Source organism: Pseudomonas sp. BF-RE-22 (assembly GCF_019956155.1).
GTDB classification, from domain to species: domain Bacteria; phylum Pseudomonadota; class Gammaproteobacteria; order Pseudomonadales; family Pseudomonadaceae; genus Aquipseudomonas; species Aquipseudomonas migulae.
Map to the genome: position 1 here is coordinate 71,295 of NZ_JAHBDD010000004.1, position 24,965 is coordinate 96,259.

General features: G+C 60.3%; 26 protein-coding genes and 1 riboswitch. Of the genes, 13 read left to right on the plus strand and 13 right to left on the minus strand.

From position 1 onward, the window contains the following. Together KGA82_RS03035 and KGA82_RS03040 are read right to left on the minus strand one after the other, a co-directional pair. Entirely contained in the window at positions 1-1,071 is a 1,071-nt protein-coding gene (locus KGA82_RS03035) for an AI-2E family transporter (RefSeq protein WP_008034923.1), read from the minus strand. A 31-nt stretch (positions 1,072-1,102) separates the two neighbouring features. After that, a complete protein-coding gene (locus tag KGA82_RS03040; RefSeq protein WP_008034921.1) occupies positions 1,103-1,342 on the minus strand; it encodes a sulfurtransferase TusA family protein in 240 nt (79 codons plus the stop codon). A gap of 98 nt (positions 1,343-1,440) precedes the next feature. On the opposite strand from KGA82_RS03040, the gene KGA82_RS03045 reads away from it, so the two are divergent. Continuing rightward, complete coding sequence (locus KGA82_RS03045) at positions 1,441-2,874, plus strand: M48 family metalloprotease (RefSeq protein ID WP_008034920.1); 1,434 nt, start codon at positions 1,441-1,443, stop codon at positions 2,872-2,874. A 66-nt stretch (positions 2,875-2,940) separates the two neighbouring features. Here the strand turns inward: KGA82_RS03045 and KGA82_RS03050 are convergent, their stop codons facing one another. The 4 genes from KGA82_RS03050 to rpoE all read right to left on the minus strand — a co-directional run bounded on the left by KGA82_RS03050 (position 2,941) and on the right by rpoE (position 6,717). Beyond that, positions 2,941-4,371, minus strand: a complete 1,431-nt coding sequence (locus tag KGA82_RS03050) for a DegQ family serine endoprotease (RefSeq protein WP_008034918.1) — start codon at positions 4,369-4,371, stop codon at positions 2,941-2,943. A gap of 181 nt (positions 4,372-4,552) precedes the next feature. Beyond that, positions 4,553-5,509 (minus strand): MucB/RseB C-terminal domain-containing protein, encoded by a 957-nt coding sequence (locus KGA82_RS03055; protein ID WP_008036016.1) that lies wholly within the window; start codon positions 5,507-5,509, stop codon positions 4,553-4,555. Positions 5,510-5,517: 8 nt separating this feature from the next. Continuing rightward, on the minus strand, positions 5,518-6,105 hold the full coding sequence (locus tag KGA82_RS03060; protein WP_008036015.1) for a sigma-E factor negative regulatory protein: 588 nt from the start codon (positions 6,103-6,105) through the stop codon (positions 5,518-5,520). Between the two features lie 30 nt (positions 6,106-6,135). After that, complete coding sequence (rpoE, locus tag KGA82_RS03065) at positions 6,136-6,717, minus strand: RNA polymerase sigma factor RpoE (RefSeq protein ID WP_007944079.1); 582 nt, start codon at positions 6,715-6,717, stop codon at positions 6,136-6,138. A 558-nt stretch (positions 6,718-7,275) separates the two neighbouring features. Between rpoE and nadB the strand changes: the two genes are divergently transcribed. Next, the gene (gene nadB, locus KGA82_RS03070; protein ID WP_008034915.1) at positions 7,276-8,892 is read left to right on the plus strand and encodes an L-aspartate oxidase; all 1,617 of its coding nucleotides are present in this window, start codon (positions 7,276-7,278) and stop codon (positions 8,890-8,892) included. Here the strand turns inward: nadB and KGA82_RS03075 are convergent. Beyond that, the gene (locus tag KGA82_RS03075; protein WP_223449590.1) at positions 8,861-9,313 is read right to left on the minus strand and encodes a protein YgfX; all 453 of its coding nucleotides are present in this window, start codon (positions 9,311-9,313) and stop codon (positions 8,861-8,863) included. The genes nadB and KGA82_RS03075 overlap by 32 nt on opposite strands. Next, the gene (locus tag KGA82_RS03080) at positions 9,297-9,551 is read right to left on the minus strand and encodes a succinate dehydrogenase assembly factor 2 (RefSeq protein ID WP_007944081.1); all 255 of its coding nucleotides are present in this window, start codon (positions 9,549-9,551) and stop codon (positions 9,297-9,299) included. Before KGA82_RS03080 ends, KGA82_RS03075 begins: the two co-directional genes overlap by 17 nt. Positions 9,552-9,701: 150 nt before the next feature. Between KGA82_RS03080 and KGA82_RS03085 the strand changes: the two genes are divergently transcribed. Beyond that, the gene (locus tag KGA82_RS03085; RefSeq protein WP_223449591.1) at positions 9,702-10,643 is read left to right on the plus strand and encodes a YgfZ/GcvT domain-containing protein; all 942 of its coding nucleotides are present in this window, start codon (positions 9,702-9,704) and stop codon (positions 10,641-10,643) included. Between the two features lie 35 nt (positions 10,644-10,678). After that, entirely contained in the window at positions 10,679-11,500 is an 822-nt protein-coding gene (locus KGA82_RS03090; RefSeq protein WP_008034910.1) for an HDOD domain-containing protein, read from the plus strand. Positions 11,501-11,588: 88 nt separating this feature from the next. Here the strand turns inward: KGA82_RS03090 and KGA82_RS03095 are convergent, their stop codons facing one another. Together KGA82_RS03095 and KGA82_RS03100 are read right to left on the minus strand one after the other, a co-directional pair. Next, entirely contained in the window at positions 11,589-12,977 is a 1,389-nt protein-coding gene (locus tag KGA82_RS03095; protein ID WP_008036011.1) for a sensor histidine kinase, read from the minus strand. Then, positions 12,970-13,641: a response regulator gene (locus KGA82_RS03100; protein WP_223449592.1), complete on the minus strand. Its 672-nt coding sequence runs from the start codon at positions 13,639-13,641 to the stop codon at positions 12,970-12,972. Before KGA82_RS03100 ends, KGA82_RS03095 begins: the two co-directional genes overlap by 8 nt. A 390-nt stretch (positions 13,642-14,031) precedes the next feature. Between KGA82_RS03100 and KGA82_RS03105 the strand changes: the two genes are divergently transcribed. Genes KGA82_RS03105 through KGA82_RS03120 form a run of 4 tightly spaced genes read left to right on the plus strand, consistent with a single transcriptional unit; the run spans position 14,032 to position 18,075 of the window. Then, a complete protein-coding gene (locus KGA82_RS03105; RefSeq protein WP_008036010.1) occupies positions 14,032-15,009 on the plus strand; it encodes a Bug family tripartite tricarboxylate transporter substrate binding protein in 978 nt (325 codons plus the stop codon). 58 nt (positions 15,010-15,067) lie between these two features. Beyond that, complete coding sequence (locus tag KGA82_RS03110; RefSeq protein ID WP_008034905.1) at positions 15,068-15,526, plus strand: tripartite tricarboxylate transporter TctB family protein; 459 nt, start codon at positions 15,068-15,070, stop codon at positions 15,524-15,526. A 1-nt stretch (position 15,527) separates the two neighbouring features. Next, positions 15,528-17,042 carry a tripartite tricarboxylate transporter permease gene (locus tag KGA82_RS03115; RefSeq protein WP_008034898.1) on the plus strand — a complete coding sequence of 505 codons (1,515 nt, stop codon included), beginning with the start codon at positions 15,528-15,530 and terminating at the stop codon, positions 17,040-17,042. Next, positions 17,035-18,075 carry an AbrB family transcriptional regulator gene (locus tag KGA82_RS03120; RefSeq protein WP_223415215.1) on the plus strand — a complete coding sequence of 347 codons (1,041 nt, stop codon included), beginning with the start codon at positions 17,035-17,037 and terminating at the stop codon, positions 18,073-18,075. The genes KGA82_RS03115 and KGA82_RS03120 overlap by 8 nt, the downstream gene beginning before the upstream one ends. Before the next feature lie 88 nt (positions 18,076-18,163). Here KGA82_RS03120 and ung read toward each other — a convergent pair whose 3' ends face one another. Further along, entirely contained in the window at positions 18,164-18,856 is a 693-nt protein-coding gene (ung, locus tag KGA82_RS03125; RefSeq protein ID WP_008025785.1) for a uracil-DNA glycosylase, read from the minus strand. A gap of 132 nt (positions 18,857-18,988) precedes the next feature. On the opposite strand from ung, the gene KGA82_RS03130 reads away from it, so the two are divergent. Next, entirely contained in the window at positions 18,989-20,092 is a 1,104-nt protein-coding gene (locus KGA82_RS03130) for an enoyl-CoA hydratase/isomerase family protein (protein ID WP_223449593.1), read from the plus strand. A 124-nt stretch (positions 20,093-20,216) separates the two neighbouring features. Here the strand turns inward: KGA82_RS03130 and KGA82_RS03135 are convergent, their stop codons facing one another. Together KGA82_RS03135 and KGA82_RS03140 are read right to left on the minus strand one after the other, a co-directional pair. Continuing rightward, positions 20,217-20,684, minus strand: coding sequence for a hypothetical protein (locus tag KGA82_RS03135; protein WP_008025782.1), 468 nt, complete (start codon positions 20,682-20,684; stop codon positions 20,217-20,219). A 167-nt stretch (positions 20,685-20,851) separates the two neighbouring features. Further along, positions 20,852-21,097 (minus strand): hypothetical protein, encoded by a 246-nt coding sequence (locus KGA82_RS03140; RefSeq protein WP_223449594.1) that lies wholly within the window; start codon positions 21,095-21,097, stop codon positions 20,852-20,854. Positions 21,098-21,373: 276 nt separating this feature from the next. Further along, a riboswitch (guanidine-I (ykkC/yxkD leader) is annotated at positions 21,374-21,474 on the plus strand. A gap of 61 nt (positions 21,475-21,535) precedes the next feature. On the opposite strand from KGA82_RS03140, the gene KGA82_RS03145 reads away from it, so the two are divergent. The 4 genes from KGA82_RS03145 to KGA82_RS03160 are packed head-to-tail and all read left to right on the plus strand — an operon-like array spanning position 21,536 to position 24,958. Next, positions 21,536-22,603, plus strand: coding sequence for a putative urea ABC transporter substrate-binding protein (locus tag KGA82_RS03145; RefSeq protein ID WP_008025779.1), 1,068 nt, complete (start codon positions 21,536-21,538; stop codon positions 22,601-22,603). Positions 22,604-22,618: 15 nt separating this feature from the next. After that, the gene (locus KGA82_RS03150) at positions 22,619-23,434 is read left to right on the plus strand and encodes an ABC transporter permease (RefSeq protein ID WP_223449595.1); all 816 of its coding nucleotides are present in this window, start codon (positions 22,619-22,621) and stop codon (positions 23,432-23,434) included. Beyond that, positions 23,431-24,219 (plus strand): ABC transporter ATP-binding protein, encoded by a 789-nt coding sequence (locus KGA82_RS03155; RefSeq protein ID WP_223449596.1) that lies wholly within the window; start codon positions 23,431-23,433, stop codon positions 24,217-24,219. The genes KGA82_RS03150 and KGA82_RS03155 overlap by 4 nt, the downstream gene beginning before the upstream one ends. Positions 24,220-24,232: 13 nt before the next feature. Continuing rightward, positions 24,233-24,958, plus strand: coding sequence for an urea amidolyase associated protein UAAP1 (locus tag KGA82_RS03160; protein WP_008025773.1), 726 nt, complete (start codon positions 24,233-24,235; stop codon positions 24,956-24,958). Positions 24,959-24,965: the final 7 nt, after the last annotated feature.

Below are 24,965 nucleotides of genomic sequence, written 5' to 3' on the forward strand. Positions count from 1 at the left end.
TTAAAGCAGAGGTGCCACAACAGGCTCCTTGCGCGGCCAAGCGTCGAGTACCGCCTTGAACAGCGTCGCCAGCGGAATCGCAAAAAACACCCCCCAGAATCCCCATAACCCGCCAAACAACAACACCGCGCAGATGATCGCCACCGGATGCAGGTTGACCGCTTCCGAGAACAGCAGCGGCACCAGCACATTGCCATCCAGCGTCTGAATAATTCCGTAGACCGCCATCAAATAGATGAACTGATCGCTCCACCCCCACTGGAACAACGCAATCAGCAGCACCGGCACGGTAACCACCACGGCCCCGACATAGGGCACCACCACCGACACGCCTACCAGCAACGCCAACAATGCCGCGTAGTTGAGCCCCAACACGACAAACGCGATGTAGGTCACGCCACCACAGATGAAAATCTCAATGACCTTGCCGCGAATGTAGTTGGCGATCTGCCGGTTCATTTCGTGGGCAACACGGGTGATCAGCGCGCGCTCACGAGGCAGATAACCGCGAACCCACTGGCCGATCATTTCCCGGTCCTTGAGAAAGAAGAACACCAGGATTGGCACCAACACCAGGTAAATCATGATGTTGACCAACAGCGGCAGACTGGACAGCGAGAACGTCAGCGCCCACTGGCCGAACTTGCCGATCTCACCGCGTGCCGCCTCGATGGCCTGCAACACCTGCTCGTCGGACACCAGATGCGGATATCGCTCGGGCAGCAGCAACAACAATGATTGCCACTTGGCGAGCATGCCGGGCAATTCGTTGAACAAGGTGATCAATTGGTGCCAGAGCAACGGCACCACGACAATAATGAACACCAGTAAAACGCCCATGAACAAGGCAAAGACCGCTCCGACGGCCACCCCGCCCGGCACCCGCAGGCGCTCAAGTGTCACCACCAATCCCTGCATCAGATACGCCAGCACCATCCCGGCGAGCACCGGCGCAAGCATGCCGCCCAAGGTGAGTACGGCGGTAAACGCCAGAAACAGCAGGACCGCCAGCACCACCGCTTCTTCATCGGAGAAATAGCGCTGAATCCAGTCGCGTAACACTTTGAACATCAATAATCCTTAGAAACGAACGCAGCAATTTTCAGGCTTTTTTCAGCCAGTAGCGGTAAACACCCGCTTCATCTTCTTCGCGAAGCAGCGTATGACCGGCCAAACGGGCAAAGGTGCGGAAGTCGCGCTGCGAACCCGCATCGGTGGCGATCACCTTGAGTACTGCGCCGCTGGCCATCTTGTTGAGTTCCATCTTGGCCTTGAGCAGCGGCAATGGACAATTCAGGCCGCTGGCGTCCAGTTCGGCGTCATGGGCTACAGCGTCGGTCATTGCGTTACTCCGGGTCAGGTGGTCGAGCGGCTTAGAATATCTGGTCCGAAGCGTACTGTCCGGCTACAGTAAGGTCTTTGTCGACTAAGGCTTTGTGCATGACTTTTTTGCGCCCTACCCTGCTGACGCTCGCTTGCCTGCTCGCCTCACCGGGCTTCGCCGACGACCTGCCGTCACTCGGTGACGCCAGTTCTGCAATCGTCTCGCCACAACAGGAATATCAGTTGGGCCGCGCCTGGCTGGCGCTGCTGCGCAGTCAGGTTGACCAGCTCAATGACCCGCAGCTCAAGGACTATGTCGAGTCCAGCGTCTACCGGTTGGTTGAGACCAGCCAGGTCAATGACCGGCGTCTGGAGTTCATCCTGATCAACAGCCCGCAGCTCAACGCCTTTGCGGCACCGGGCGGAATTGTCGGGGTCAACGGTGGTTTGTTCCTTAATGCCCAGACCGAAGGCGAATATGCCTCGGTACTCGCTCACGAACTGGCTCACTTGTCGCAGCGCCACTTTGCCCGTGGCGTCGAAGCGCAACAACGCATGCAGGTGCCGATGATGGCCGCACTGCTGGCCGGGATCGTGATTGCCGCTGCCGGTGCCGGCGATGCCGGGATCGCGGCCATTGCGGGCACGCAGGCGGCAGCAATTCAGGAACAACGACGTTTCTCGCGCCAGAACGAGCAGGAGGCCGACCGCATCGGCATCCTCAACCTTGAAAAAGCCGGTTACGACCCACGCTCGATGCCAACCATGTTCGAGCGGTTGGCGCGCCAATACCGCTTCGACGCCAAGCCACCAGAGTTCTTGCTGACTCACCCGGTGACTGAATCGCGTATCGCCGACACCCGCAACCGCGCCGAGCAGGCCAAACCCGGCGGCATTGAAGACAGCATGCGTTATCAACTGATCCGTGCGCGAGTCCAGCTGATCTACGAAGAAACCCCAGGCCTGGGCGCCAAGCGCTTCCGCGCACAGCTGGATGAAAACCCGAAAAACGACGTTGCGCGTTATGGCCTGGCGATCGCCCAGATAAAGGGCGGCCAACTGAACGAAGCACGGGAAAATCTCAAGTTGCTGCTGGCCAAGTCGCCAAACGAGATCATCTACAACCTGGCGCAGATCGATCTGGACATCACCAACAACCGCCTGCCAGACGCCCAAACCCGGGTGGACCGGATGCTGACTCAGTATCCGGGCAACTATCCACTGAATCAGGTGCGCGTCGATTTGCTGCTCAAGCAAAACCGGGCGCCCGAAGCGGAAAAAGCGCTGGAGAACCTGCTCAAAAGCCGTCCCGATGATCCGGATGTCTGGTACATGGTGGCGGAAACCCGTGGCCTTTCAGGCAACATCATCGGCTTGCATCAGGCGCGCGCCGAGTACTTTGCGCTGGTTGGCGACTACCGTCAGGCCATTCAGCAACTGGACTTCGCCAAGCGCAAGGCCGGGACCAACTTCCCGTTGTCATCGCGTATCGACGCCCGCCAACGGGAGCTGATGGAGCAGGAGCGCATGATCAAGGACATGATGGGCTGACACTTTTCACCAGGCATAAAAAAACCGCCTCTTTCGAGGCGGTTTTTTATTCAGCCGACAACCGGTTTATTCAGCCAGTTTGAAGGTGATGAAGCTGGCGCGATTCTGACGCAGAACCCGCATCGACACCGAGCGGTTCTTCGGCAGCGCCTTGGCGATATCGGTGAACTCCTTGGCGGAACCAATCGCCTGATTGTTCAGGTGAGTGATGACGTCGCCTGGCTGCAAGCCGATCAGGGATGCAGGACCGTCCTGAACTTCCTTGATCACCACGCCACCTTTGAGGTCGTAGGTTTTCTTCTGCTCGTCAGTCAGCTCGACCACGGAAACACCCAGGCGATTGCTGCTGCGCTCGGTGGCCGATTTCGGCAGGGCATCCAGCTCTTTGCCTTCTTCAGGGATGGCACCGACCGTCAGCTCGACATTCTGGCGCTTACCTTCACGAATCACTTCGAGGTTTGCCTTGGCACCAGCCTTCAGCGCGCCGACCAGATGCGGCAGATCGGCAGACATGACGATCGGTTGACCGTTCATGCTCAGGATCACGTCACCCACTTGCAGGCCGCCCTTGGCAGCCGGACCGTCATCCTGGATCTGCGCCACCAGTGCACCGGCCGGTTTATCAAGACCGAACGACTCGGCCAGATCCTTGCTCACTTCCTGAATCACGACACCCAACCATCCACGGCTGACCTTGCCGCCGCTTTTCAGCTGGTTGGAAACGTCCATGGCCACATCGATCGGGATTGCGAACGACACGCCCATGAAACCACCGGAACGGGTGTAGATCTGAGAGTTGATCCCCACCACTTCGCCCGCCAGGTTGAACAGCGGACCACCAGAGTTACCCGGGTTGATCGGCACGTCGGTCTGGATGAACGGCACATAGTTTTCGTTCGGCAGGCTGCGACCGATGGCACTGACGATGCCTTGGGTCACAGTGTGGTCGAAGCCGAATGGCGAGCCGATGGCCACGACCCACTGACCAGCCTTCAGGTCCTGGGATTTACCCAGTTTCAGGACCGGCAGATCCTTGCCTTCGATTTTCAGCAGCGCCACGTCGGAGCGTGGATCGGTGCCGACCAGTTTGGCTTTCAGCTCACTACGGTCAGCGAGACGGACGAGAATTTCGTCGGCATCGGCGATCACGTGGTTGTTGGTCAGGATGTAGCCGTCAGACGAGATGATGAAACCCGACCCCAACGACTGGGCTTCGCGCTGACGATCACCGCGCGGCGTACGCGGTTGTGGCGGCATGCCGCGCTCGAAGAACTCGCGCAACATCGGCGGCAAGCCTTCCAGGTCTGGCATCTGCTGGCTCGACACTTTGCGGTCCGGCAGTTTCTGCGTGGTACTGATGTTTACCACCGCGGGCGAGGCCTGCTCGACCAGCTGCGTGAAGTCAGGCAACTCGGCCGCTTGTACAGCGACCGCCTGACCGAGCACCAGCACGGTGGCAAATATGGAGAGGTAAGACTTCAAGCGTGGTATCGACATACGGCTCCCGTTACGACGAGCATGGTTAAGCGATATGGAGCAAGGAACACCGGGAACGATACGCCGGTATTTTTGTTCCGGGAACAACAAACAAGGCCAGAGCCGAGGGGCTCTGACCTATAAAAAATTTCGGGGATATTTGCAAATTGAAATGCTCACCAAACATTTCGGTTTCAGCTCACTACTGGGTTGCAGTGGCATCGGAGCGCATGGACAGCGCAATCCGTTCAGCGGTGCCTACCGGGATTTCACCGACGACGGTGACCATCATCTCGCCTTGCGGGGTGGTCAAGCGCCGGGATACCGCGACGGTCGGGCCCAACTGAGTGCGGGTATCGGTGACGGGGGCACCATTGAGCGGCTCAAGGAACACCGAAAAACGTGCGAGACCATCGTCATACATCAGACTGCTGACCTGGGTTTTGGTCGCGGGATCCTTGCGTGAAGTGCTGCTGGTCAGCTCAAAGCCGGCAGGCAACCAGTCCGAATGCCAGGTCTGGGCAGCCTTGACGGCTGAAGCCTTGTCGCTGTCGAGGGTGATGGCTTTGCAATCCGGGCCTGCCTGCAAATCGTCGTCGGAGGGCAAATCGGAGGTATCCAGCTGCGTGAACTGGAACCGCTCCAGCAACTGCCCTTTCTCATTCAGAAGCAATGATTTGAGCGGCAGGCCGGTTTCTTTATCCAGATGCAATTCAAAACCGTAGCGATGTTGATCGCGAGGCGTCAGGGTAACGATGACTGCCGCACGTCCGGCCACACGCGACTTGCCGATGACGGCAAGGTCGTACCAATTCTTGAGCTTCTGTGGATCGAGTGTACGAGCAGCGGAATTGGGGGAATCCCCAAGCCCTGCAATCAGAAGACCGCTGACGCATTGAGTATGCCCATCAATGCGCACAACTTCCTGAGCCTGGCCGTCGAGCTGGAGTAAACGCTCATGGACCTTGCCATCCTGGACGCGGTGCCAGATGTTGTGGGTAGAAAAACTACCGTTTCGCTCGTAGACAAAAGTACCGTGAAAGCTTTGCTGCTGCTCGGCCTGACCAAGACGGGTCAACCAGTCTTGTGCCTCATCGGCATGGGCTGGAACAATGAACCAGCCACTAAGCAGAAGCGAAAGTAGAGGTATGGCGCGCATGATCCTCCTTAACGGTTTTCCAGGCTCGCTGCACGAGCGTAAGGCAGAGCGCTCTCAGTACCTTTCAGTGCAGCCTGTTGAGCATGTTGGCGCAAGTAGCCCGGCAAACGCTGATCGTGCCAGCCCGGCTGAGCTTGCAATACGCCGTTGGCCATAGGACCAGTGGCTTCCGAGCTCTCATTATAGCCTGCCAAAACAGCTGGACCCTTGACCTGAGGAACGGCCAGACCCGGTTGAGTGGAGTGCTGAGCCAGCTCGACACCCGCGATCTCGTCCTGGTTGTACAGACGAACACCTGCCAACACGGCGACGGTAACCGAAGCGGCTACAGCGAGGCGACCCAGGCTGCGCCATGGACCACGGGAGGCTTTCGCCGGTACGGCTTCATCAGCCAGCGCAGCAGAAACGGCCGCTGCAATGTCCAGACGTGGAAGCAGCAGATCCTTGTGCATCACTGCCCGAGCGATTTGATAACGAGCCCATGTTTCACGGGTTTCAACATCGTCAAAGGCATTCAATACCCGACGCAATTCCAGTTCGTCCGCTTCGTTATCCATCACTGCGGACAGCGATTCCTGCAGGGCTTCACGACTCATGGCGTTCCTCTCTTGGCTGTCGCCGCTGTCTCAGTTTTCCTGCAACAACGGCTGCAGGGCTTTATCGATGGCCTCCCGAGCGCGGAAAATCCGGGAGCGCACGGTACCCACCGGACACTGCATGACTGCCGCAATGTCCTCGTAACTCAGACCATCAAACTCACGTAAAGTTAAAGCCGTACGCAAATCTTCCGGCAGTTGCTGAATGGTTCGATGGACGGTGCCTTCGATCTCATCCCGCAGCAATGCGCGCTCAGGCGACTCGAGATCCTTGAGGCCATGATCGCCATCGTAGAACTCTGCATCTTCGGAACTGACATCGCTATCCGGCGGCCGACGGCCGCGTGAAACCAGATAGTTTTTCGCCGTGTTGATGGCGATGCGGTAAAGCCACGTGTAAAACGCGCTGTCCCCGCGAAAATTTCCAAGCGCACGGTACGCCTTGATAAAGGCTTCTTGTGCCACATCCTGGGCTTCATGGGTGTCGTGCACGAAACGCACGATCAACCCGAGAATTTTGTGCTGGTATTTCAGCACTAGCAGATCGAAAGCTCGCTTGTCGCCGCGCTGAACGCGTTCGACCAGCTGCTGATCCTCTTCCTGGGTTAGCATGAACTCTCCTCGATAAGCTCGGAGGAAGCTTGCATAACTAAACGACCAGACTTGCAAACATAGACTCGGGCTTTTCGCAAAAGTTCTCCCCCTCCAAGCAAGTTTCCTGCGGGCTCTGATTTGGCACGCACGAAAAGCGCAGCTCGGCATAACCCGGCTGCGCGAATAATCTTGTCATCGGATTCGCCGGCAAGGATCAAACCGCAATCCTGCATTGAAGCCGACACTGTCCCTTGATTCAGGCAACGGTCTATTGATCTTGGGCCTTTGGCAAAAGTTCCAAATATTTATAGCTGCGCAAGACCGATATTGTGCAACCGTGAATGGAAAAAGACTGTTAAATCGACGATACAGTCTTCTTGTCGCCGAACCGGTCGAAAAATCATCCGACGAAGCGTCAAGTCTTTTCCGTCACAGTAGTTTCACAATGCCATGTGACCTCGGCTATTGTGCCGCTCCCCCCCTCTATATACTAGTGCGCTGTGTGGCCGCCTTGACTCGCCGTTGCGGGAGTCATGCGCCAACCCCGACCCGGGTCGCTTTGAGCGGAATCCTGAAATGAGCCAACAGTTTCAACACGATGTTCTGGTGATTGGCAGCGGTGCTGCCGGTTTGAGCCTTGCGCTGACCTTGCCCGATCATTTGCGCATTGCCGTACTGAGCAAAGGCGACCTCGCCAATGGCTCGACCTTCTGGGCCCAGGGCGGTGTCGCTGCCGTGCTGGATGACACCGATACCGTTGAATCCCATGTCGATGACACCCTGAATGCCGGCGGTGGCCTGTGCCACGAAGACGCCGTGCGCTTCACCGTCGAGCACAGCAAAGAGGCCATTCAATGGCTGATCGATCAAGGCGTGCCGTTCACTCGCGATGAACAATCCGGTACCGAAGATGGCGGTTTCGAGTTTCATCTGACCCGCGAAGGCGGTCACAGCCATCGGCGCATCATTCACGCCGCCGATGCCACCGGCGCAGCGATTTTCAGAACCCTGCTCGACAAAGCCAGACAGCGGCCCAACATCGAGTTGCTGGAACAGCGGGTCGCCGTCGATCTGATCACCGAGAAGCGCCTGGGCCTTGAAGGCGACCGCTGCCTCGGCGCCTACGTGCTCAACCGCGGCACCGGGGAAGTCGACACCTACGGCGCACGCTTCGTGATCCTCGCGTCCGGCGGTGCCGCCAAGGTCTACCTCTATACCAGCAACCCCGACGGCGCCTGCGGTGATGGCATCGCCATGGCCTGGCGTTCGGGATGCCGGGTGGCGAACCTGGAGTTCAACCAGTTTCACCCGACGTGCCTGTATCACCCGCAAGCCAAGAGTTTCCTGATCACCGAGGCCCTGCGCGGCGAAGGTGCGCACCTGAAACTGCCCAATGGCGAACGCTTCATGCAGCGTTTCGACCCGCGCGCCGAATTGGCGCCACGGGACATCGTCGCCCGGGCCATCGACCATGAGATGAAACGCCTGGGTGTCGATTGCGTTTATCTGGACATCAGTCACAAGCCGGAAGCGTTCATCAAGACGCACTTCCCGACGGTGTACGAGCGCTGCCTGGAGTTTTCCATCGACATCACCAAGCAACCGATTCCGGTGGTTCCCGCGGCGCACTACACCTGTGGCGGCGTGATGGTCGACCAGCAGGGCCGCACCGACGTGCCGGGGCTGTATGCAATTGGCGAAACCAGTTTCACTGGCCTGCACGGCGCCAACCGCATGGCCAGCAACTCGCTGCTGGAATGTTTCGTTTACGCACGCTCGGCGGCAGAAGACATTCTTGAGCAGCTGCCGCAGGTTTCGATTCCGGTCGCCCTGCCCGTCTGGGATGCCAGCCAGGTCACCGACTCGGATGAAGACGTGATCATTGCGCACAACTGGGATGAACTGCGGCGATTCATGTGGGACTACGTCGGCATTGTGCGCACCAACAAGCGCCTGCAACGTGCGCAGCACCGCGTGCGGCTGTTGCTGGACGAAATCGACGAGTTCTACAGTAACTACAAGGTCAGCCGGGACTTGATCGAGCTGCGTAACCTGGCCCAAGTGGCGGAACTGATGATTCAGTCAGCCATGGAACGCAAGGAAAGTCGCGGCCTGCATTACACCCTCGACTACCCGAACCTGCTGCCGGAGGCGCTGGACACTATTCTGGTGCCGCCCACCTACGCCGACTGAACGTGAGCCGAACCCGCAGGCGTCGGTGCACATCCGCCGCCTGCGAATCCCTGGGCACACAGATCGCCCGGACCCGCCGCTCGCCCTGCAGGCGAAAACGCAGGACTACGACCAGCGGCAGCGCGAGGCTGTCCGGCCGTAGCTGAACCGCCTGCCAACCCGCCGCCTGATTCCACAACTGCCAGCCATCCGCATCGCGACGCAAGCCACGAAACGCCTGTGGGTGTGTCAGTAAAATCTGGCGCGGCAATGCCAAAACGCAATGAGCCAGGCAGCAAAAAGCGCCGAGCAAGCTGGCCCAGACCGGTATGGCAAGCAGAAACAACGCACCCAGCGCGAACAGCTGGGCCAACAGATACGCCGCCAGCAACTGCCCAGAGGCATGCCAGCGGCATTCGAACGCATTACTTGGGCTGGACACGATCCAGGATCATGCGAACCATGCGCTGCAGCTCCGGATCTTCCGACTCGGCGCGTTCCATGAACCAGCCGAACATGTCCTGATCTTCGCATTCGAGCAGCTTGCGGTAGCAATCGCGGTCGACATCATTGAGGTGCGGGTAGACCTCTTTCACGAACGGCACCAGCAACACGTCAAGTTCAAGCATGCCGCGGCGGCTGTGCCAGTAGAGGCGATTCAGTTCAACATCTTCGACCATGGAGCGCTCCTCAAATAGGCGGCAAGTATACAGCCCCGGACACCATCGAACAGTCGGCTTTGGTCGGGCACTGTCGACCTTTTGTGAACTACCCATTTCATGGGCGCCCCCTTATGATGTCCCCCAGACTCTTTTACCCTGCGATCTCCCATGGCCGATTCTGCTTTTTTCTGCACCCTGTCTCACGAAGGCGTTCTCGCGGTCCGCGGCGCGGATGCCAGCAAATTTCTGCAAGGCCAACTGACCTGCAACCTCAATTACCTGAGCGACACCCAGGCCAGCCTCGGCGCGCGCTGCACCCAGAAAGGCCGGATGCAATCGAGCTTCCGCATTCTGCTGCAAGGTGATGGCGTGCTCATGGCCATGGCCACCGAGCTGCTGGAGCCGCAACTGGCGGACTTGAAGAAGTACGCGGTGTTCTCCAAATCGAAATTGACCGATGAAAGCGCTGCCTGGGTCCGCTTCGGCGTTGACCATGGCGATGCCGCCCTGATCGCCCTGGGTCTCGAACTGCCGGCGGACACCGACAGCGTGGCGCGCAATGACGGGCTGATCGCCATCCGCGTTTCACCGGACCGCGCCGAACTCTGGGTTGCCGCCGATCAGGCCGACGTCATCAAGGGCCGGTTATCTGCTTTGCTGACCGAGGGCGATCTCAATCAATGGCTGCTGGGTCAGGTCCGCGCAGGGATCGGCCAGGTGATGCCGGGCACACGCGAATTGTTCATTCCGCAGATGCTCAATCTGCAGGCCGTCGGCGGCGTGAGCTTCAAGAAAGGTTGCTACACCGGCCAGGAAATCGTTGCGCGGATGCAGTACCTGGGCAAACTCAAGCGCCGCTTGTATCGTCTGAAGCTGGACGCCAGTACATTGCCTGAGCCCGGCACGCCCTTGTTTTCCCCGACACACGGCAGTTCCATCGGCGAAGTGGTGATTGCCGCGCACGCCGGACAAAACATTGAACTCCTGGCCGTCTTGCAAGCCGAAGCGGCGGAAGGTGGCGACGTCCATCTCGGCGCGATCGAAGGGCCGGCCCTGCATCTGCTTGACTTGCCTTATGAACTGGATCGCGATCGCGAGATCCAGCGTTAACAGCAGTACTTGTTGCAACACCCTAGAGAAAAGAAATGAGCGATTTGGCGGATAAGGTCCAACAGGATTTGGTTGAGGCCATCGATAACGATGACCTGGTTCTGCCAACGTTGCCGGAAGTGGCCCTGCAGATTCGCAAGGCCGCTGAAGACCCGGAAATAAGTGTCAGCACCCTGAGTAAAGTGATTGGCCGTGATACGGCGCTGTCGGCGCGCCTGATCAAGGTGGTCAATAGCCCGCTGCTGCGCGCGACCCAGGAAGTCACTGACTTGCACACGGCAATCACGCGCCTGGGCGTCAATTACAGCAGCAACCTGGCCATCGGTCTGGTCATGGAGCAGATTTTCCATGCGCGCTCTGACGTGGTGGAGAAAAAGATGCGCGATGTCTGGCGCAAAAGCCTGGAAATCGCCGGGGTCAGCTACGCGCTGTGCCGCAGTTACACGCAGCTCAAGCCTGATCAGGCGGCGCTGGGCGGGCTGGTGCATCAGATTGGTGTACTGCCGATCCTGACCTACGCCGAAGACCACTACGAGCTGCTGTCGGACCCGGTCAGCCTGAACCATGTGATCGACCACATTCACCCGCTGCTCGGCGATAAGCTGCTCAGGGTCTGGGAGTTTCCGGAAATGCTGGTACAGGTGCCGGGGCTGTATCTGGACTTCAAGCGCGAGTCCGAGCGCGTCGACTATGTGGATCTGGTGCAAGTGGCCAGTTTGTATTGCCACAAGGACACCGACCACCCCATCGCCCGTATCGACCCGCTCGGCGTGCCGGCCTTCAAGAAGCTGGGAATCGACCCGGAGAATGAGTCGATGTGCAGGGATCTGGAAGAATCGCGGTCGATGTTCTATTAAAAGCTTCGCGGGCAAGCCTCGCTCCTACAAGTTCGATGACGACCTGTAGGAGCGAGGCTTGCCCGCGAAGGGGCCAGTACGAACACCATCACTCTCCCGCGATAAAACTCACCCGCACCTTCAACCCCGCCTGCTCGCCATCGTGCAGGCTGATCTGCGCCAGGTGCGCGCGGCAGATCTCGCCGACAATCGCCAACCCCAACCCCGACCCGGCCACCTGCTGGTTGCGCCGATAGAAGCGCTCGAACACCCGATCACGCTCTTCCAGCGGAATCCCCGGCCCGTCATCCTCGACCTCCAGCACCGCCGGTGCCGAGACCCGCAGGATCACGTTGCCGCCGGGCGGCGTATGGGCCAGTGCGTTGTCCACCAGATTGCTCAACAGTTCGTTCAGCAGCGTCGGCTCACCGCGCAGCCACACCGGTTCGTCGGCCTCCAGCGCCAGCGCCACACCGCGGGCATGGGCCAGCGGCGCCATCGCCATGCCCAGTTCCCGGGCCAGCTGACTCAGATCGAGTAATTGTGCACCGCCCTCGGCAATCGCCCGGGCACCGTTTTCGACACGCGCCAGCGACAGCAATTGGTTGGCCAGATGGGTCAAACGATCCGTGCCTTGCGCTGCCGTTTCCAGCGTATTGCGCCAGGTTTCGGGTTCGCCCGAACGCAGGCCGAGTTCAAGTCGCGCCTTGAGCGCCGCCAGTGGCGTACGCAGTTCATGCGCAGCATCGGCAATGAACTGCGCCTGACGTTCGAACTGCCCGCGCAGACGCTCGGTAAAGTGATTGAGCGCACGCACCAACGGCCACAACTCTCGCTGCACCTCCACCAGCGGCAGCGGCCGCAAGTCATCGGACTGGCGCTCTTCCACCGCCGTGCGCAAGCGTTCCAATGGGCGCAACGCGGCACTCACCGCAAACCACACCATCAGCAACGCGCCGACCGCCAGCATACCCAGCCGCAACAACGTGTCTGCCGCCAGGCTACGGGCCATGCTGACGCGTGCCTCGTCGGTTTCCGCCACGCGAATTTCCGCCATGCCGTTCATGTTCGGCTCGCTCACGGGTTTGAGCAGGCTGACCACCCGCACGTTCTGCCCTCGATACGTCGCGTTGTAGAAACGGGCAAGCGCCGGATAGTCATCGGTGCGCGGCGTTCCCGGTGGTGGAGCGGGAAGGTTTTCGTAGCCGGAAATCAGGTTCTGGTGAATGTCGTTGACCAGGTAAAAAATTCGCCCGGCACTGTCATAGGCAAACGTATCCAGCGCCACGTAAGGCACATCGGCACTGAGGGTTCCGTCACGCTGGGACACCCCGGCGGCGATGGTTCGCGCCGAGGCAAGCAAGGTCCGGTCATACGCGGTGTCGGCGGCTTCGCGACCATTCCAGTACGCGCTCAATCCACTGGCCAGCATCAACACCACCAGCAACAGCGCGAGGTTCCACAACAACCGCCAGCGCAGGCTGCTGGGCTTATGCATCGCGGCTTTCCAGCAAATAGCCGAGGCCGCGGAACGTCACGATGGCGACCGGTTGGCCGTCGAGTTTCTTGCGCAAGCGGTGGACGTAGATTTCGATGGCGTCGGGGCTGGCTTCTTCGTCGAGACCAAACACCTGGGCGGCCAGTTGTTCCTTGCTCATCACCCGACCGGGGCGCGCAATCAGCGCTTCGAGCACCGCTTGTTCGCGGGAGGTCAGGGTCAGCATTTCGTCGCCGAGGGTGAAGCGTCGGGTGTCCAGATCGTAAGCCAGCACGCCGCAGGTCTGCTGACGTTCGCCGCCGAGCACACTGCGACGCAGCAAGGCTTTGACCCGGGCTTCGAGTTCGGTCAGCTCGAATGGTTTGGCCAGGTAATCGTCAGCGCCGAGGTTCAAGCCATGCACACGATCCTTGACGTCGCTGCGGGCGGTCAGCATCAGCACCGGCAGGTTCTTGCCCCGGGCCCGCAAGCGCGCCAGCACCTCGAAGCCATCCATGCGCGGCAGGCCGACATCGAGGATCGCCATGGCGTATTCCTCGCTGCTCAGCGCCAGGTCGGCGGCCACGCCGTCGTGCAGCACATCCACGGTCAACCCGGTGCTCTTGAGCGCCTGGGCGACACTGTCGGCGAGTTGCAGATGGTCTTCGACGAGCAGAACACGCATGGATCTTTACCTCATTCAGGGATGTTCGACGCCATTCTTTGGCGCGGAGTTTACAGCCGCATCCGCCGCTGTGAAGCCCGAAAACCGTGAAAGTCCGCTGAAAGGTTAGTGAAAGGTTCGACCGTTAGAGTCGGCCCACGGATGGTTTCGTCTGTAAGACATCTCCCACGCTTTGAAATGTAGCTCCCGAAAAACGCCTCGATGCGTTTTCGCCAATAAGAACAATAACGAGGTACTTCGCCATGCTGTCCACACAGCCCCAGGTTTGCCCGCCTCATCTCTTTTTTCAATTCCCGTCGTTTACGTTTGTCAGCGCCATCAACGGCTGCGCGACGCGAAACTGCCGCACCTGAAACATCCCCAAAAACAACAACTCCCGTGGAGACAACAATGAATCGATCACTGCGCCGTTTCGCCCTCGCCGCCAGCTGCATGCTGTTTGCCGGCCAACTGATGGCCGAGCCCAAGCGCCCGGAATGCATCGCCCCGGCCTCGCCCGGCGGCGGTTTCGACCTGACCTGCAAACTGGCGCAAAGCGCGCTGATGAACGAGAAACTGCTGAGCAAACCGATGCGCGTGACCTACATGCCCGGCGGTGTCGGTGCAGTGGCGTACAACGCGGTGGTCGCTCAGCGTCCGGCCGACGCCGGCACGCTCGTGGCGTGGTCCAGCGGTTCGTTGCTGAACCTGGCCCAGGGCAAGTTCGGTCGCTTCGATGAAACCAACGTGCGCTGGCTGGCAGCGGTCGGCACCAGCTACGGCGCCATCGCGGTGAAAAGCGATTCCCCTTACAAGACCCTCGACGATCTCGTTCAGGCGCTGAAGAAAGATCCAAGCAAAGTGGTGATCGGTTCCGGCGGCACCGTCGGCAGCCAGGACTGGATGCAAACCGCGTTGATCGCCAAGGCCGCCGGGATCAACCCGCGCGATCTACGATACGTCGCCCTCGAAGGTGGCGGCGAAATCGCCACCGCTCTGCTCGGCGGCCACATCCAGGTCGGCAGCACCGACATCTCCGACTCCATGCCGCACATCCAGAGCGGCGACATGCGCCTGCTGGCGGTGTTCTCCGATAAGCGCCTGGACGAGCCGGAAATGAAAGACATTCCGACCGCCAAAGAGCAAGGCTACGACATCGTCTGGCCAGTGGTTCGCGGTTTCTACCTCGGGCCAAAAGTCAGCGATGAAGACTACGCCTGGTGGAAAGACTCCTTCGACAAACTGCTGGCGTCCGATGACTTCGCCAAGCTGCGCGATCAGCGTGAACTCTTTCCGTTCGCCATGACCGGCCCGGAACTGGACACCTACGTGAAGAAGCAGGTCGCGGACTACAAAGTGCTGGCCAAAGAGTTCGGCCTGATTCAGTGATCGCCTCTGTCTAGCGGCTGCGACCCCGCACTGCGGGGTCGCGGCACAGGAGTTCCCCATGCTCGTACAACGCATTTTCGCATCGGTGCTGCTGCTGGCCTGCGCCAGCCTGGTGCTGATGGCCTGGCCCTACCAGGCGCCTTTTTCCTACGAACCGATCGGCCCTCGCGCCTTCCCCTTGCTGATGCTGGGGCTGATGGGAATGGGCCTGATCTACATGGTATTTCGCCCGTCCCCGATCAAACACTCCGAAGAAGACCCGCCGCTGGACCGTGAAACCCTCCACAAGATCGGCCGCTGCGTGGTGCTGCTGCTGGTGTTCGCCGGCCTGTTTGAACCGTTGGGTTTCATCCTCAGCAGCATTTTGATCGGCATTCCGATGGCGCGCCTGTACGGCGGACGCTGGTTGCCAAGCGCAGTGATCATCAGCCTGATGAGCATCGGTCTGTACCTGCTGTTCGACAAAGTGATGGACGTGCCGCTGCCTCTGGGCCTGCTCGACGTTCTGGAGAACTGAAATGGATACGCTTGGTTATTTGAGTCACGGCTTCGGCGTCGCACTGACCCCTTACAACCTGGTCACCGCACTCAGCGGCACGCTGATCGGCACCGTCGTCGGCCTGCTGCCCGGCCTCGGTCCGATCAACGGCGTGGCGTTGCTGATCCCGATTGCATTCGCCCTCGGGCTGCCACCGGAATCGGCACTGATCCTGCTGGCTGCGGTTTACCTGGGTTGCGAGTACGGCGGCCGGATCAGTTCGATCCTGCTGAACATCCCGGGCGAAGCGTCCACCGTCATGACCACCCTCGACGGCTACCCGATGGCCCGTCAAGGCATGGCCGGTGTCGCGCTGTCGCTGTCGGCGTGGAGTTCGTTCATCGGCGCCTTTATTGCCACGTGCGGGATGGTGGTGTTCGCGCCGATCCTGGCGAAATGGGCGATTGCCTTCGGTCCGGCGGAATATTTCGTCCTGATGGTGTTCGCGATTGTCTGCCTCGGAGGCATGGCCGGTGATCGACCGCTGAAGACCTTTATCGCGGCGCTGATCGGCCTGTTCCTGTCGACCGTCGGCATCGACGCCAACAGCGGTGTCTACCGCTTCACCGGCGACAACATCCACCTCACCGACGGCATTCAGTTCGTGGTGTTGGTGCTGGGCCTGTTCTCCATCAGCGAAATCCTGTTGCTGCTGGAAAAAACCCATCGCGGCCAGGAAGCGTTCAAAGCCACCGGCCGCATGATGTTCAACTTCAAGGAAGCTGCGTCGGTGTTCTGGGTGAACATGCGGTGCGGTGTGCTGGGTTTCATCATGGGCGTTTTGCCTGGCGCCGGTGCAACACTTGCCAGCGCCGTGGCCTACATGACCGAGAAACGCATCGCTGGCCCAAGCGGCAAATTCGGACAGGGCGACAAGCGCGGTCTGGCCGCTCCGGAAACCGCCATCGGTGCTGAAGCCTGCGGTGCGCTGGTGCCGATGCTGACCCTGGGTGTTCCCGGTTCGGGCACGACGGCGGTGATGATCGGTGCGTTGTCGCTGTACAACATCACGCCGGGCCCACTGTTGTTCCAACAGCAACCGGACATCGTCTGGGGCCTGATCGCATCGTTGTTTATCGCCAACATCATGCTGGTGATCCTCAACATTCCGATGATCCGCATCTTCACCCGCATCCTCGCCGTACCGAACTGGGCGCTGGTGCCAATGATCGCGATCATTACCGCCATCGGCGTGTTCGCGGTGCATGCCACCACCTTCGACCTGTTCCTGATGATCGGCATCGGCATCTTCGGCTACATTCTGCGCAAGCTGGATTTCCCGTTATCGCCGGTTTTGCTGGGTTTCATTCTCGGAGGTTTGATGGAACAGAATCTGCGCCGTGCACTGTCGATCTCCAACGGTTCGCTGGAGATTCTCTGGTCGAGCGGGATCACGCTGGGTGTCTGGGCGTTGATCGTGGTGATGTTGCTGGTGCCGATCCTGCGGATCTGGCGCAAACGTTCGGTCGCTCGTCGCGCGGTCGCCGATGTCTGATCGAACACCCTTCAAGGCCTGGTGGGGTACGCCGCTGGTCGGCGCGCTGGGCGGTTACCTGGCCAGCCAGATCGGCTGGCCACTGCCATGGATGGTCGGCTCGTTGCTGGCGATCATCCTCGTGCGTTGCCTGACGCCCTGGCAATTGGCCGAAATCCCTGGCGGCCGCAAGGTCGGCCAGTGGGTCGTCGGCATCGGCATCGGCCTTCACTTCACCCCGGTGGTGATGGAGCAGGTGTTGAGCCACTTTGGCCTGATCTTCTTCGGTGCGTTGATCACCAGCCTGTCCGCCGTGGTCGGGGTCTGGTTGATGCGCCGTACCGGTGAGGATCGCGCCACCGCATTTTTTTCCAGCATGCCCGGCGGCTCCGGGGAGATGGTCAACCTCGGCGCACGCAATGGCGCGGTGCTCAGTCGCGTAGCGGCCGGGCAAAGCCTGCGGGTGCTGGTGGTGGTGCTTTGCGTACCGGCGGCGTTCAAGTATTTGCTGGGCGACGGCGCACCGGTTTTTCATCCGACGGCCGTCAACTGGTGGTGGCTGGCCCTTCTATTTCCAGCGGGCGCCTTGGCGGCGTGGATTTGGGAGCGTTTGCGTCAACCCAACCCGTGGCTGTTCGGGCCGTTGCTGGTGAGTGCGGCGGTGAGCATTGGTTGGGATCTGCACATTGGTTTGCCCAACGGCGGTAGCCAGATTGGCCAATGGCTGATCGGCAGTGGCTTGGGCTGCCACTTCAATCGGCAGTTTTTCCGGCGTGCGCCTTCGTTTATGGGGCGGACGTTGATTGGTACGGTGTTGACCATGTTGATCGCCACGGCGGCAGCCTTGGGATTGAGTGCGCTGACACATCTGGATTTGCGTTCGCTGACCCTGGGCATGATGCCCGGCGGGATTGCGGAGATGAGCCTGACGGCGGAGACCCTGCAATTGTCGGTGCCGCTGGTGACGGCGATGCAGGTGATGCGGTTGTTGTTTGTGTTGTTTCTGGCGGAGCCGTTGTTCAAGTATTGGAACCGTAATCCGGATTCGGTCTGATAGACCGAGGTGTTCCCTTCGCGGGCAAGCCTCGCTCCTACAGGTTTTGCACGAAATCTGTAGGAGCGAGGCTTGCCCGCGAAGCTTTTTAGACTGGCGGCAACCGCCAATCAATCGGCGTCTCGCCATTCTGCTCAAGAAACTTGTTGGTCCGGCTGAAGTGCCCGCACCCGAGAAACCCGCGATAAGCGGACAGCGGTGACGGATGCACCGACGTCAGCACCAGATGCTTGGTCGCGTCGATCAGCTTCTGCTTGCTCTGGGCATGGGCGCCCCACAGCATGAACACCAGATGCGGTTGCTGTTGGCTGACCACTTCAATGATCCGGTCGGTAAAGAACTGCCAGCCCTTGTCCTTGTGCGCATTGGCGTTGGCGCGCTCGACGGTCATGGTGGTATTGAGCATCAACACGCCCTGGTCGGCCCAGCTCTGCAGATAACCGTGATTGGGAATGTCGATGTTCAGGTCGCGTTTCAACTCCTTATAGATGTTCACCAGCGACGGCGGCGCCGGCACGCCCGGTTGCACCGAGAAGCACAAGCCATGGGCCTGGCCTGGCCCGTGATACGGATCCTGACCGAGAATGACGACCTTGACCTTGTCCAGCGGCGTCGAGTTGAGCGCGTTGAAAATCATCGGGCCCGGTGGATAAATCTCCTTGCCGGCCGCACGCTCCTGTTGCAGGAAATCGCGCAACTCTGCCATGTAGGGCTGGTCGAATTCGGCACGCAGTGCCTCCTTCCAGCTCGGTTCGAGTTTGATACGGTCGTCAGCAGTCATGGTTACATCCGGCAAAAACAATGGGGCGAACCCTAGGAAAGCCCATCACGCTTGTCAATTGATCTGACGCAGATCCGGCACTTTCCTGCATTGCGATCATACTGAACGCTCAAATTCCCGATCGAGGTCACGATGAATCTGCACTTCGAAGAACTCACCGGCACCGACGGCGCCCGCATCGGCGTTGCCAGCCTGGATGCCGAAAAGTCCCTGAACGCACTGTCCTTGCCGATGATCAACGCCCTGCGCGATCAACTGGACGCGTGGGCCAAGGATCCGCAAATCGTCTGCGTACTATTGCGCGGTCATGGCGCCAAGGCCTTTTGCGCCGGTGGCGAAGTGCGCAGCCTGGTAGAAGCGTGTCGCGCGCACCCCGGCGTAGTGCCCCCGCTGGCCGCAACTTTCTTCGCGGCGGAATACCGGCTGGACTTCAGCCTGCACACTTACCCGAAACCGCTGATCTGCTGGGGTCACGGTTATGTCCTCGGCGGCGGCATGGGCCTGCTGCAGGGCGCGAACATCCGTATTGTCACGCCGAGCAGCCGTTTGGCGATGCCGGAAATCAGCATTGGTTTGTATCCGGATGTCGGTGCCAGTTGGTTCCTGTCGCGCCTGCCCGGCAAGCTCGGCTTGTTCCTCGGCCTGACCGGCGCGCACATGAACGGTCGCGATGCGATCGATCTGGGCCTGGCCGACCGCTTCCTGCTCGATGAACAGCAAGAAGAGCTGATCGAAGGCTTGCTGCAATTGAACTGGCAGGAACAGACGCCGATGCAGCTCAACAGCCTGCTCAAGGCCCTGCAGCAGGAAGCGCTGGCGCGAATGCCCGAAGCCCAGTGGCTGCCGCGCCGCCAGCAGATCGACGAATTGCTGGACGTCAGTGATGTGCGCTGCGCCTGGAAAGCCATCAGCCAACAGCGTGATAGCACGGACCTGGTACTTAGCCGCGCGGCGCGGACCCTGAGTGAAGGTTCGCCGCTGACTGCTCATCTGATCTGGCAACAGATATCCCGCGCCCGGCATATGTCGCTGGCTCAGGTTTTCCAGATGGAATACACCTTGAGCCTCAACTGCTGCCGGCATCCGGAGTTCAGCGAAGGCGTGCGTGCGCGGTTGATCGACAAAGACCAGAAACCGCATTGGCATTGGCCTGATATCAATCACGTGCCGGATGCGGTGGTGGAGGCGCATTTTCGCAAGGTCTGGGAAGGCCGGCATCCGCTGGCGGATTTGTAAGGTCACAAAACGAAATGTGGGAGCGAGCCTGCTCGCGATGGCGGTTTGTCATTCATCAATGATGTGACTGACAATCCGCCATCGCGAGCAGGCTCGCTCCCACAGGTATTGCATTCAACTCATGTTATCGGTGGCTGCCTCGGCCAGAGTGATCGCCGCGACCGTAGTGGTCACCTCGTCCACCGTGATTGCGTCCGCCACCACGGTAATCATTGTTCCAATTGCCACGGTTACGGCCATCCCAACCGCCCCGGCCATTGCCGTCCCAACCGCGCCCCTGGTGCGCCCGGTAATCGCTTCGTGGCGAAGGCTGGTAATAACGCGGTGCCGGTTGATACACCCGCGGCTGGTAGTAGTACCGCGGCGTTGGCTGGTAATAGCGGGCCGGCGGTGAGTAATACCGGCGCGGCGAGGTGTAGTAACCGCCACTGGAGTAGTAACCGCCGCCATCTGAGTAGTACGGCGCGGGGGACGTGTAAACCTCGGAACTGTAGTAGCTGCCTCCTCCATCGGCATAGGGCACGCACGCGCCAAGTGACAATCCTAATACAGCCATCAGAAGAATTGGGCGGAGCTGTTTTCGACAGAGCATGGCGGCCTCCTGGACCGCGAGTGAGCCACACCAGCGACGCTGGCGAGCGACAGTCAATTATTCGGTGACTGTCGAAAGATCAGACATCGTTTTCGACATCCGGTGCGCCCCTGAAACAAGTTGAAACATCTAGCCGATGAAAGGTTTTTCATCTATTCACCCGCTGATTAATGGTGCCGCCCATGGTATCCACCGCCGTAATAACGAGGGTGATGCCCGCCCCAATAGTAGTAGCGATAGCCACCGTAAAAGCGCGGTCCATAGTAATAACGCGGGCCGTAATAGTAGGAATACGGCGCATAGCCGGGGTAGTAATAAGGCGTGGAATACACGTCGTAGGTGCCGGCGTAGTAGTAGTAGCAGCCGGACAACCCGACACCGAGCACAACGCCCAGTAACAGTCGACGAAACATGGCGGCCTCCTGAAAGACCACAGCCGATACAGCCGGCTGACACCTGTTTTGACTGGCAATACGATGGCGAGTGCCGGACGACGCCTGACCTTCGGATCAGCGGCCAGCCACGCTGCATCTCAGTGCACGGGCGCACCATCACAAAGCAGCGAACGGCCCTTGCGCCCTCCCGAAAAATGGCAATCCCCCGGCCCAGAGCGCTTCTAGCGACTTGGCACGGCTCTCGCTTTAGCAAACCCGTGCAGGAGTCATCACAGGTTCGCGGCACCACAATTTGCAATGGCTGACTAGGGTTCCGGCTCGCTAAGGCGAGTGACTGGTCCGAGAGTTGGCGACCTCCAGTTGAGGTTACACGGCGGGACAAAAGCCCGGGAGACAAGCCACCGTTCGCGGTGCCGCGTTGACTCCTGTCCGCCCTTGATCAACTGGAGAACCACCATGTCCCGACTTCGTTTACCCGCCCTCCTCGCCGCTGCCTTCGCAGCCATCGTGAGCGTCTCGTCCCAGGCCGCGCCAAAAGACCACTTCAGCGTCTGCTGGACCATTTATGCCGGCTGGATGCCCTGGGAATACGCCGGCAGCCAAGGCATCGTCGACAAATGGGCGAAGAAGTACGGCATCAAGATTGATGTGGTGCAGCTCAACGACTACGTCGAATCCATCAACCAATACACCGCCGGCCAGTTCGACGGCTGCACCATGACCAACATGGACGCGCTGACCATTCCGGCCGCCGGCGGCGTCGACAGCACCGCGCTGATTGTCAGCGACTTTTCTAACGGCAACGACGGCATCGTGCTCAAGGGCGACGGCAAGAAAGTCGCCGACCTCAAGGGCATGGACGTCAATCTGGTCGAGCTCTCGGTGTCCCATTACCTGCTGGCCCGGGCCCTGGATTCGGTGGACCTCACCGAGAAAGACCTGAAAGTGGTCAACACCTCCGACGCCGACATCTCCGCCGCGTTCAACACGGAGCAGGTCAACGCCGTCACCACCTGGAACCCGATGCTCTCGGACATCAAGGCCAAGCCGGGCGTGACCGAAGTGTTCAATTCCAGCCAGATCCCCGGCGAGATCATGGACATGATGGTGGTCAACAGCGCCACCCTCAAAGACAACCCCGCCCTGGGCAAGGCACTGACCGGCGCCTGGTTCGAAGTGGTCGAGTTGATGAACGCGAAAAACGCCGCCAGCAAGGCTGCGCTCGAACACATGGCCAAGGCCTCGGGCACTGACCTCGCGGGTTTCCAGGCGCAACTAGACACCACCAAACTGTTCGCCACACCGCAAGAAGCCCTGGCGTTTTCTACCAGCAAGCAACTGCCGGAAACCATGCGCAAGGTCGCGGAGTTTTCCTTCCAGCACGGCTTGCTCGGTGAAGGCGCCAAGGACACCAGCGCAGTGGGCATGGCCTTCGCCAACGGCGTGACCAGCGGCGACAAGAGCAACCTCAAGCTTCGCTTCGATCCGAGTTACGTGCAGATGGCTGCCGACGCCAAGCTGTAACAAGAGGACCTGGCCATGCGCCTGATCAATCGTCACCCGGATCGCCCGAGTCGCCTGTTGTTGGTGATCCTGCCGTTCGCCCTGGTGCTGTTCGCCTACTTCATGGGCTCGGCCGAACGGCTGCTGGACAACCCTAACGACAAGCTGTTGCCGAGCACCGTGCAAATGACCGACGCGGTGAAGCGCCTGGCGTTCACCGCCGACAGTCGCACCGGCGAATACGTGCTGTGGCAAGACACCGCGTCCAGCCTGCGGCGCCTGGCCATTGGTCTGGGCATCAGCGCGTTGGCCGGGCTGTGCCTGGGCATCGCCGCCGGCACGTTGCCGCTGTTCGGCGCGCCGTTGTCGCCGTTGCTGACGGTGCTGTCGATGGTGCCGCCGCTGGCGATCCTGCCGATTCTGTTCATCGTCTTTGGACTGGGGGAGTTATCGAAAGTGATGCTGATCGTGATCGGCATCACCCCGTGCCTGGCGCGGGATCTGGAGCAGCGCGCCCGAGAAATACCGGTCGAGTTGCTGATCAAGGCCCAGACCCTCGGTGCCTCGACCTGGACGCTGATGCTGCGCGTGGTGCTCCCGCAATTGTTGCCGCGCCTGCTGATCTCGCTGCGGCTGATGCTGGGCTCGGCGTGGTTGTTCCTGATCGCCGCCGAAGCCATCGCCTCCACCGACGGCCTCGGCTACCGGATTTTCCTCGTGCGCCGCTACCTGGCGATGGACGTGATCCTGCCGTACGTGGTGTGGATCACCCTGCTCGCCTGGCTGATGGATTGGGGCCTCAAGCGCCTGACTCAACGTGCGTTCCCTTGGTATGAAGGAGCCCGCGCATGAGCTTCATCACGGTAAAAAACGTCTGGCAGCAATACGCCGATCAAGTGGTGCTCGAAGGCTTGAACCTGAACGTCAACGAGGGTGAGTTCTGCACCCTGGTCGGCGCGTCGGGCTGCGGCAAATCGACCTTCCTGCGCCTGTTGCTCGGCCAGGAACGCGCCAGTCGCGGCGAGATTCTGCTGGACGGTCAACTGCTGGCCGGCGAACCGGATTCGAGCCGTGGCGTGGTGTTCCAGCGCTACTCGGTGTTCCCGCACCTGACGGTGCTGGACAACGTCGCCCTCGGCCTCGAACTGCCGCGCTCACCGCTGCTTGGGCGCCTGTTCGGCAGCGCCAAAAAAGACGCTCGCGAACAGGCCTCGGTGCTGCTGCAAAAGGTCGGCCTCGGCCACTCGCTGGACAAATACCCGGCGCAGCTGTCCGGCGGCATGCAGCAACGGTTGGCCATCGCCCAGGCGCTGATCATGAAACCGCGGGTGTTGCTGCTTGACGAACCGTTCGGCGCGCTCGACCCGGGCATCCGCAAAGACATGCACGCCTTGCTGCTGGAGCTGTGGCGCGAGACGCAACTGACGGTGTTCATGGTCACCCACGACCTGTCCGAAGGTTTCAGCCTCGGCACGCGATTGCTCGTATTCGACAAGGTCCGCGTCGACCCGCACGCCCCCGGCGCCTATGGCGCGCGCATCACTTACGACATCCCTTTGAACAGCGACCGCCGCACCACTCGTGCCGCCGTCGATGCCTTGCCGGAAACACTGGCAGGCGCGCTTCGCACCGCTTAAGAGGATTTTGCACATGACTGATTCGACCCAACTGTTCCCCCCCTTCGCCGAGGAAATGCTCCCCGGCGGCGGCCATCGTTCCTTCGTCCTGAAGCGCGGCCAATTGCTGCGCCTGACCGACCTGCGCGGTGGCGCCAACGTCAGCCTGACGCTGCTCAACGCCAACGAAAAAACCGAACGCCTGAACCTGCCCGACAGCCTCAAATGCCAACACACCGCCAAGCTCACCACCGGTCATTGCCTGTATTCGGACATGGGCCGCGTGCTGGCGGCGATCACCGCCGACACCTGCGGCTGGAGCGACAGCCTCGGCGGTGTGCTGTGCGCTGAAGAAGTCGCGGAAAAATACGGCGCGGGCCGCTATCAGGAACTGCGCAACGGCTTCTTCCGCAACGGCACTGACAACCTGTTGGTGGAACTCGGCAAGTGGGGTTTGGGCCTGTCGGACTTGCTGATGACCCTCAACCTGTTCAGCCGCGTAAACGTCGATGAGGCCGGGCGTTTCCACTTCGTCGAAGGCAACTCCAGGGCCGGCGACTACATCGAGTTGTACGCGCCGATGGACACGCTGGTGGTGCTCACCGCCCTGCAACATCCGATGGACCCGTCGCCGGAATATGCACCAAAACCGTTGAAGCTGAGCTGGATGAACGCCGACGCCAGTGTCGCCGAACACTGCCGCACCTCGCGCCCGGAAAACGAGCGCGGCTTCATCAACACCGACCGCCTGTTCGCCTGAGGATCGC